The 9271-nt window shown below is 60.0% G+C and carries 7 protein-coding genes and 1 pseudogene; 5 read left to right on the forward strand and 3 right to left on the reverse strand.

Translation table 11 applies throughout. From position 1 onward, the window contains the following. A pseudogene (locus QOC89_RS24665) lies at positions 1 to 405 on the forward strand (hypothetical protein); the annotation flags it as partial. 205 nt (positions 406 to 610) lie between these two features. Here QOC89_RS24665 and QOC89_RS24670 read toward each other — a convergent pair. The 3 genes from QOC89_RS24670 to QOC89_RS24680 form a co-directional block, all read right to left on the reverse strand. Further along, on the reverse strand, positions 611 to 919 hold the full coding sequence (locus QOC89_RS24670) for a DUF4148 domain-containing protein (protein ID WP_323047405.1): 309 nt from the start codon (positions 917 to 919) through the stop codon (positions 611 to 613). Between the two features lie 173 nt (positions 920 to 1092). Then, the gene (locus tag QOC89_RS24675; RefSeq protein ID WP_323047406.1) at positions 1093 to 2178 is read right to left on the reverse strand and encodes an aldose epimerase family protein; all 1086 of its coding nucleotides are present in this window, start codon (positions 2176 to 2178) and stop codon (positions 1093 to 1095) included. Between the two features lie 33 nt (positions 2179 to 2211). Beyond that, positions 2212 to 3429, reverse strand: coding sequence for a DNA-binding transcriptional regulator (locus tag QOC89_RS24680; RefSeq protein WP_323047407.1), 1218 nt, complete (start codon positions 3427 to 3429; stop codon positions 2212 to 2214). Between the two features lie 311 nt (positions 3430 to 3740). Here QOC89_RS24680 and xylA point away from each other — a divergent pair, with 311 nt between their 5' ends. The 4 genes from xylA to QOC89_RS24700 all read left to right on the forward strand — a co-directional run bounded on the left by xylA (position 3741) and on the right by QOC89_RS24700 (position 9116). After that, positions 3741 to 5063, forward strand: coding sequence for a xylose isomerase (gene xylA, locus QOC89_RS24685; RefSeq protein ID WP_323047408.1), 1323 nt, complete (start codon positions 3741 to 3743; stop codon positions 5061 to 5063). 171 nt (positions 5064 to 5234) lie between these two features. Further along, a complete protein-coding gene (gene xylF, locus QOC89_RS24690) occupies positions 5235 to 6263 on the forward strand; it encodes a D-xylose ABC transporter substrate-binding protein (RefSeq protein WP_323047409.1) in 1029 nt (342 codons plus the stop codon). Positions 6264 to 6351: 88 nt separating this feature from the next. Beyond that, positions 6352 to 7920 (forward strand): D-xylose ABC transporter ATP-binding protein, encoded by a 1569-nt coding sequence (gene xylG, locus QOC89_RS24695; protein WP_323047410.1) that lies wholly within the window; start codon positions 6352 to 6354, stop codon positions 7918 to 7920. Then, on the forward strand, positions 7917 to 9116 hold the full coding sequence (locus QOC89_RS24700) for a sugar ABC transporter permease (protein WP_323047411.1): 1200 nt from the start codon (positions 7917 to 7919) through the stop codon (positions 9114 to 9116). The genes xylG and QOC89_RS24700 overlap by 4 nt, the downstream gene beginning before the upstream one ends. Positions 9117 to 9271 lie beyond the last annotated feature (155 nt).

The following is a 9271-nucleotide window of genomic DNA, read 5'->3' on the forward strand; positions in this document are numbered from 1 at the left end:
GCGGAATTCTACAGACGCGCGTTATATCTCACGGCCGGATACCGCGATCTCGAAGATTTCGTGACTAACGACTGGGGCGCGTTTCTCGCCCGTACGAACCCAAACGATCTGCTCGCGATGATCAACGCCTGGCACGGCGCGGACATCAGCAACAACGCGCGCTACAAGGGTGCTTTACCGAATGCGCTCGATGCCATTCAGGCGCGATGCCTGGTCATGCCAAGCCTGACGGATATGTACTTCTCCGCCGCGGAGATCTGCGACGAAGCCCGGCAGATCAATAACGTCGACATCCATCCCATTGATACGATCTGGGGCCACCGGGTCAATAATCCGAGGCAGAATCCCGATGACGCGCTGTTGGTGGAGCGCAAGCTCACCGAGCTACTTAGCTATAAGCGTTGATTCGCTTCAAGGGGTTTTTATCTCCCACACAATTTCGCCTTAGCCCCTTTTATTTTTCAAAACACAGGTCTGTCCCTACCAGGTGTCGTGCACGGTGGAATATGTTCGATGCGAGCGCACGCCGGAACAAGCGCGGCTCGCATCGAACGACACAGCCATAGACAGCGATAGACAGCGATAGACAGCGGCAGATAGCGGTTGCGTGTTACTGACTGTCCATCGGCATGGGCTGACCCGGCATCGCAGTGGATGCGGGCGTGCCGGTTTGCGACGACCCAGTTGCCGAAGAACCGTAGCCGGTGTCGTGCTGTGCGGCTACACGTGCTTCAGCGGCCTGAATATCCGCAGGGTAGGTCGCATCAGTTGCAACCGCGGGGTTGTAGCCGGCCTGCTCAATCTGAACCAATTGCGCCTTGACCTCCGCGCGGGTCAACGGTTGCTCGGACTGTGCGAACGCAGCCACCGGGGCTGCGAGAACTACAACTAGCGCGACTGCTTTGATCAGCGATTTCATGATGCTTCCCTCCGAGAATTGATCTAGTGGGCGCCGCAACATGTGCTCGGTGCCTATCCATCGATTCTAGGAAGCGGGTGATCTAGGGAGAACCCCTAAACCGATAATTCAGTCTTGCGGAAAATGACAAGTCGGCGTTATGTAATGCCGGCCATAAGATATGAGCAGTTATTTCAGACTCCAGAACGTATTCCAACCCGATACGCCGTTAGCTGCCGGTATGCGCTGCCGGGCCGCACGATGACTTGCTCCTGCCTGGCCATATTGACTTGATTTGGAAAGCCACCGGCTTCGAGGCAGAGCCCGGCGTGCTGCTGGTATGCAATGCCGCCACGTCCCGTGTCCCCGTTCAGGAAATTGCCGGTATAGAACTGTAAGCCGGGCTGATCGGTCGAGACAGTGAGTTCGCGCCCGCTGCCGGGGTCATACGCACATGCCACCTGGCGCATCCGCTCCATGCCGCCGACGGTCATGGCATCAGGCACGTCACGCAGCACATAGCAGTGATCGAAACCACCGGCCCTCGCAAGCTGCGCATGCGGCCAATCGAGCCGCGCGCCGATCGGCGCGCTCCGCCGGAAGTCGAACGCGTTGCCCGCCACTTCGGCAAGCTCGCAAGGAATCATCGACGCATCCACTTCGAAGAACCGTTCGGCGTCGATCGACAACACATGTCCGCGGATATCGGCGCCTCGCCGAGCGGTGAGATTGAAGTACGGATGACTCGTCAAATTGAGCGGTGTCGCTGCGTCGGTGATGGCTTCATAGGCGATCGTCAAGGTGCCGTTGTCGTCGAGTGTATAGCGCACTTGCACGGTGACGTTGCCCGGAAACCCGGCGTCGCCTTCGGGCGATTCCAGACGCATGACTAGCGCGCCATTGTCTTCGCTGGCGTCCCACATGGTGCGATTAAAACCCTGCGTGCCGCCATGCAGCAGATTCGTGCCTTCGTTGCGATCGAGTGTGTACTCGATGCCGTCGAGCGAGAAGCGCGCATCGGCAATGCGGTTCGCCCACCGGCCGATCAGTCCGCCCATGTAGGTTGTGGCCGCAACATACTCGGCGGCTGTGTCGTGGCCGAGCAGAATGTCGCCGAGACGTCCCGCGCGATCCGGCGCATGCCAGGAAACCAGTGTTGCGCCCAGGTCGCTAATGGCGACTTTCATGCCGTGCGCATTGCGCAGCGTGAAGAGCCGCACGGGGTCGCCGCCGGGCAGCGTGCCCCATGGCTCAGAAGAAAGAGGTGCAATGCTGATCATGTCGTCGGTGGAGGTAATAGATGAAAGGCATGCTCAGCCGGGTGTTGCCGTGGAATTCGCACGTTCCTGGTATTCGCGCGGCGTGCAACCGAGTTCGCGGCGAAATACCGCGTACATGTATTGCAGCGACGTGAAGCCACACCGGATCGCTACCTCGGCGCTCGAGGCATCGCGCTTTGCCAGCAGCGCCTTTGCGACATCGAGTTTGTGCCGCAGAATTTCCTGATGCACGGTACATTGCCGTTCGCGTCGAAAGTACTCTTCGAGCGACGAACGCGACACACCCACGTAGTCCGCAACCTGTTCGGTGCGAATACCCTGGCAAGCGTACTGGCGGATGAAGTGCCGCGCGCGCATCACATAGGGACTCGCTAGCGGCTGGTGTTGGGTCGATTCGAGCACGTTGATGCCAACCGGCGGCACGAGAATGCGCCGCCCTGGAAAACGTGCGCCATGCAGCATTTGATGCAGCAAGTGAGCGGCGGTGCGTCCCATTTCCTCGGTGCCTTGAATCACGGAGGAAAGCGGAATACGAGTGAGCGTGCGCGTGAGCGGATCGTTGTCGATGCCGATGATCGCGACTTCTTCAGGTACGGGAATACCCGCGATCAAACACGCCTGCAGTAGATGCCGCGCACGGGCGTCGGTGACGGCGATGATGCCAACCGGCTTCGGCAATTGGCTCAACCACGCGGTGAGCTGTTCGGTTGCCTGATTCCATGACGGCGCACTGGTCGACAGCCCGCGATAGATCTCGGTGCCGATCTGCTCGGCGCTGTGGCCGTCCGCGCTGCGCAGGTGAGCGAATGCCAACTCACGCTGCTGCGCCCAGCGATTTTCCTGCGCCTGGGGCAGGCTATACAACGCGAAGTGCCCGAGCCCCGCGCCGATCAGATGCGTATAGGCCAGCGAAACGAGCTTGCTGTTATCGGTCGCGATATAGGGTAAGTCCGGAGGGTAGTGCGCCGGATCTTCAAACGACGAACCGACCGCCACCACCGGCAGCGCGCAATCACGCAGCGCTTCTCCCACAGCCGGATCGTCGAAATCCGCGACGATGCCGTCGCCGTCGAAACGCTCGATACCCGTCAACCGGCAGCGGAAATCTTCTTCGAGGAAGAGATCCCACGCGACGCGCGTGGACAGCAGGTAATTGCCGATGCCGGTGATGATCTCGCGGTCATACACCTTGTTCGCGTTGAACAGCAGCGCGATCCGATGGGTCGTCTGTGGTGTTTGCGGACGGGTCATGGCAGTGGGCGGCGTGCGGATCGTCAGGACTCGCGGCGCCTTCGTCTCCTGTAGGGTGCGCTCCGAAGGGGGCACCGTTTTTAAGCGTCTGGTTATTCTAGGCCGCGAAGCTCGCGCCGGTGTGAAACAAACGCATGGGCAGTAAGAAACGTTAAGCACGCTGCGCAATTTCGCAATTGCCGATGCCTCTGGCAAGCGGCAGCATGGCGTCACCCTATCGACCGGCGCGGCGATGTCGCACGGGTTGCAATGCAGCATGGGACCTGAGTAAGCGCTAAAGCGCTAAACCCAGGTCGACACAGGAGACGCTGATGTCCTACTTCGAACACATTCCCGAGATCCGCTATGAAGGCCCGCAATCGGATAACCCGCTTGCGTATCGCCATTACGACAAGAGCAAACGCGTGCTCGGCAAGACACTCGAAGAACACTTGCGTATTGCCGTGTGCTACTGGCATACGTTCGTCTGGCCGGGCGTGGATATCTTCGGGCAAGGGACGTTCCGGCGCCCGTGGCAACAAACCGGCGACGCAATGGAGCGGGCACAACAAAAAGCCGATTCGGCATTCGAGTTCTTCTCGAAGCTTGGTACCCCGTACTACACGTTTCACGATACGGACGTCGCACCGGAAGGCAATAGCTTGAAAGACTATAGCGAGAACTTCACGCGTATCGCCGATTATCTGGCGCGCAAGCAGCAGGATACCGGCATCAAACTGTTGTGGGGCACGGCCAATCTCTTCTCGCATCCGCGTTACGCCGCGGGCGCGGCAACCAGCCCCGATCCGGAAATTTTCGCGTTTGCCGCCACGCAGGTTCGTCATGCGCTCGACGCAACCCAACGGCTCGGTGGCGAAAACTATGTGCTATGGGGCGGCCGGGAAGGCTACGACACGCTGCTCAACACCGACCTCGCGCGCGAACGGGATCAGCTTGCCCGGTTCCTGCACATGGTAGTCGAGCACAAGCACAAGATCGGCTTCAACGGCGCACTGCTGATCGAACCGAAACCGCAGGAGCCGACCAAGCATCAATACGACTACGACGTCGCGACCGTCCACGGCTTCCTGTTGCAATACGGGCTGGAAAAAGAGATTCGCGTGAACATCGAGGCCAATCACGCGACCCTGGCCGGTCACTCGTTTCATCACGAGATCGCTACCGCCTACGCGCTGGGTATTTTCGGCAGCGTCGACGCGAATCGCGGCGATCAGCAAAACGGCTGGGATACGGATCAATTTCCAAACAGCGTCGAAGAACTGACGCTGGCCTTCTACGAAATTCTCAAGCACGGCGGCTTCACGAGCGGCGGGATGAATTTCGACGCCAAGGTGCGGCGGCAGAGTGTCGATGCGGAAGATCTGTTTTTCGGCCACATCGGGGCAATCGATAATCTGGCACTCGCCGTTGAACGCGCGGCGACGCTGATCGAAAACGACCGGCTCGAGCAGTTCAAACGTCAGCGCTACGCGGGCTGGGAGTCGGAGTTCGGCCGCAAGATTCTGACGGGCGACTATTCGCTCGCAACGCTGGCCACGGACGCATTGAGCCGTGGTTTGAATCCGCAGCACGCGAGCGGCCGGCAGGAGCAGTTGGAAAACGTCGTGAATCAGGCGATTTATAGCAAGCGCTAAAAGGCAGTCACGAAGTAACGCCCAAACAGGGCGCGCAGTAAGACATAAAAATCGCGCGGCCACGTCGACCGCGCGAGACAGGAAGCTTTGGGTTGTCGCTTGTCCGGCTCTGTGGCTCGCAGCACAGACCGTCCAATCCGGTATTCCGGCTATCAGAACAAGGAGTGAGACATGAAATTCGCAACGCGTCGTACCGTACTGAGTTCGCTCGTGTGTGGAGCGATGCTCGCCAGCCTGTCGCTTGTCGCGCCGCTCGCGCATGCAAGCAAAGACCACCCCGAAATTGGATTTTGTATCGACGATCTGCGTGTCGAGCGCTGGTCGCGCGATCGTGACTATTTCGTTGCCGCAGCGGAGAAGCTTGGAGCCAAAGTATCGGTGCAATCCGCCGATGCGAGCGAAGAGCGACAGATTTCGCAAATCGAAAATCTGATCTCGCGTGGCGTGGACGTGATCGTGATCGTGCCGTTCAATTCGAAGACGCTCGGCAATGTGGTCGCCGAAGCGAAAAAAGCCGGCATCAAGGTCGTTTCGTATGACCGCCTGATTCTCGATGCCGACGTGGACGCCTATATCTCATTCGACAACGAGAAGGTCGGCGAATTGCAAGCGCAAGGCGTCTACAACGCGCAACCGAAGGGCAATTACTTCCTGCTCGGCGGCGCGCCGACCGACAACAACGCGAAGATGCTGCGCGAAGGCCAGCTCAAGATTCTGAAACCCGCGATGGATAAGGGCGACATCAAGGTGGTCGGTCAGCAATGGGTACCGGAGTGGAGCGCGTCGACCGCGCTGCGCATCACTGAAGATGCGCTCACGGCGAACAACAACAAGATCGACGCAATCGTCGCTTCGAACGACGGCACCGCGGGCGGCGCGATCCAGGCGCTCGCCGCGCAGCACATGGCGGGCAAAGTGCCCGTGTCGGGTCAGGACGCCGATCTGGCCGCCGTGAAACGTGTGATCGCCGGCACGCAGACGATGACCGTGTACAAGCCACTGAAACTGATCGCAGGCGAAGCGGCAAAACTTTCCGTCGCACTTGCGAAGGGCGAGAAGCCGGCCTTTAACGCCCAGTACGACAACGGCAAGAAGAAAGTCGACACAGTGCTTCTGCAACCTACCTTGCTGACCAAGAGTAATGTCGACGTGGTCGTCAAGGACGGCTTCTACACCCAGGCCCAGCTCGCGAGCCAATGAGCGTAACGTGTGCGCGGTAGAAGCCGGTATGCCTGATACGCGTCAGGCACACCGGCGTCACCGCGCGCCTTGCAGCGAGGCATAGCGAATGACGCAGCCATTACTGACGATGCGCGGCATCGTCAAGACGTTTTCCGGCGTGAAGGCGCTGGACGGCATCGACCTGACGGTGGCGCCAGGCGAGTGCGTGGGCTTGTGCGGCGAAAACGGCGCGGGCAAATCGACGTTGATGAAAGTGCTGTCCGGCGTCTATCCTCACGGTACCTGGGACGGCGAAATCATCTGGGAAGATGAACCGCTGAAGGCCGCGAGCATAAGGGATACGGAACGCGCGGGCATCATCATCATCCACCAGGAGTTGATGCTGGTGCCGGAGCTCTCAGTTGCGGAGAACATCTTTCTCGGCAACGAAATCACGCTGCCCGGCGGCAGAATGAATTACGCCGCGATGTATCAGCGCGCCGATGAACTGCTGCGCGAACTCGGCATAAGCGGAATCAATTCCGCACAACCGGTGATGAACTACGGCGGCGGTCACCAGCAATTGATCGAGATCGCCAAGGCGCTGAACAAGCGCGCGAAACTGTTGATCCTGGATGAACCGTCGTCGTCGTTGACCGCTACGGAGATTCATATCCTGCTGGATATCGTGCGCGATCTGAAACGACGTGGTGTTGCCTGCGTGTATATCTCGCACAAACTCGACGAAGTAGCGGCCGTGTGCGACACGATCAGCGTGATTCGCGACGGCCGTCATGTCGCAACCGAGCCGATGCGTGCGCTGACCACGGACCGCATCATTTCCCTGATGGTGGGCCGCGAGATCAAGAACCTGTTTCCGCGCGAACCTCATCCCATCGGCGACGTGATCTTCGAAGCACGCCACGTCACCTGTTTCGATGTCACCAATCCACGCCGCAAACGCGTGAACGATGTGTCGTTTGCGTTGCGGCGTGGCGAGATTCTTGGCGTTGCGGGGTTGGTCGGCGCGGGGCGCACGGAACTGATGCAGGCGATCTTCGGCGCGTATTCCGGTGTGAGCGAAGCGACGGTGGTGATGGAAGGCAAGCCACTGAAGATTCGCGCGCCCGTTGATGCGATTCGCGCGGGTATCGGTATGGTGCCGGAAGATCGCAAGCGCCACGGCATCGTGCCGGGTCTGAGCGTTGGGCACAACATCACGCTTGCAGTGTTGCAACGCTTCGCGAAGGGCGGCCGGATCGATTCGGCCGCCGAACTCGACACGATTCACACGGAGATGAAGCGGCTTTCAGTGCGCGCGGCGCATCCTATGTTGTCGATCGCGAGCCTGTCGGGTGGCAATCAGCAGAAAGCTGTGCTCACGCGCATGCTGTTGACCGACCCAAAGGTACTGATCCTCGACGAACCCACTCGCGGTGTCGACGTCGGTGCGAAATACGAAATCTACAAACTGATTTTTCAACTGGCGCAGCGCGGTATGTCGATCGTGATGGTGTCGTCCGAATTGCCCGAAGTACTGGGCATCAGCGACCGCGTGCTAGTGATCGGCGAAGGCGAATTGCGGGGTGATTTCGTCAACGACGGCCTCACGCAAGAGGACATTCTCAGCGCTGCGATCCGTCCTGTGCAGCGATCCCCAAACCCGAGCGCACCAACCGAAGCGAGTGCCGCATGACTCCCGACGTCACTTCCCAATCCGCAGAAGGCGCCGCGCCGCGAGGCGCATTCGGTGGCCCGCAGCGCATTCAGCAATTGTTCGCGCGCTACAAGATTCTTGCGTTGCTGATCGCCGTGGCCGTGATCTGGCTTTTCTTTTCTTTTCTGACGCACGGCGCGTTTGTCACGCCGCGCAATCTGTCGAATCTGCTGCGACAGATGTCGATTACCGGCATGCTCGCGTGCGGCATGGTGTTCGTGATCATCGCAGGCGAGATCGATCTGTCGGTCGGATCGTTGCTGGGTTTGCTTGGTGGCGTAGCGGCGATTCTCGACGTGAACCGGCATTGGCCGATCGGCGTCACCGTGCCGGTGGTGATGCTGCTCGGTGTACTCGTCGGCATGTTCAACGGATGGTGGTCGACGTATCGGCGCGTGCCTTCGTTTATTGTCGGCTTGGGCGGCATGCTCGCGTATCGCGGCGTTCTGCTCGGCGTCACGGGCGGTTCGACGATTGCGCCGGTTTCCGACGGCTTTGTGTTCGTGGGACAGGGGTATTTGCCACGCCTCGCGGGCGACTCACTCGCTGTCGTGCTGTTCGTGGTGCTGGGGTTTTTGACGCTGCGCCAACGGCGCAACCGCGAGCGTTACAAGTTGCGCGTGGTGCCGGTGTGGCAGGACGTCATGAAGGTTGTCGGCGCCGGCGTGATTCTGGCCGCGTTTGTCGCCACGCTCGATCGTTATGGCGGGATTCCCGTGCCCGTTCTGTTGCTGCTCGCGCTGCTGGGGGTTTTCACGTGGATCGCCACGCAGACTGTGTTCGGGCGACGCATCTATGCAGTGGGTTCCAACCTGGAAGCGACGCGGCTTTCCGGCGTGAATACCAATCGCGTGAAGCTCGCCATCTTCGCGTTGATGGGACTGATGTGCGCGTTCGCCGGGATCGTCAATACGGCGCGGCTCGCGGCCGGTTCGCCGTCGGCGGGATCGATGGGCGAACTCGACGCGATCGCCGCGTGCTTTATCGGCGGGACGTCGATGCGTGGCGGTTCCGGAACGGTCTATGGGGCGTTGATCGGCGCGTTGGTGATGGCGAGCCTCGACAACGGCATGTCGATGCTCGACGTCGACGCTTACTGGCAGATGATCGTGAAAGGCAGCATTCTCGTGTTGGCTGTGTGGATCGATGTTGTGTCGGGGTCGAACCGGCGGTGAGACATTCAGTGGTGCGTCGTGCATGCCGACGCACCTCCCGCAGAACGACGCAACGCCCTCAAGGAGCCGCTGTCAGTTCACGCCGAGAAGCGACTTCGGCTCCATGAACGCTTCCAGCCCGAAAGTACCGTACTCCCTGCCGATGCCCGATTGCT

The organism is Paraburkholderia sp. (assembly GCF_034668105.1).
In the GTDB taxonomy this organism is placed as follows: domain Bacteria; phylum Pseudomonadota; class Gammaproteobacteria; order Burkholderiales; family Burkholderiaceae; genus Paraburkholderia.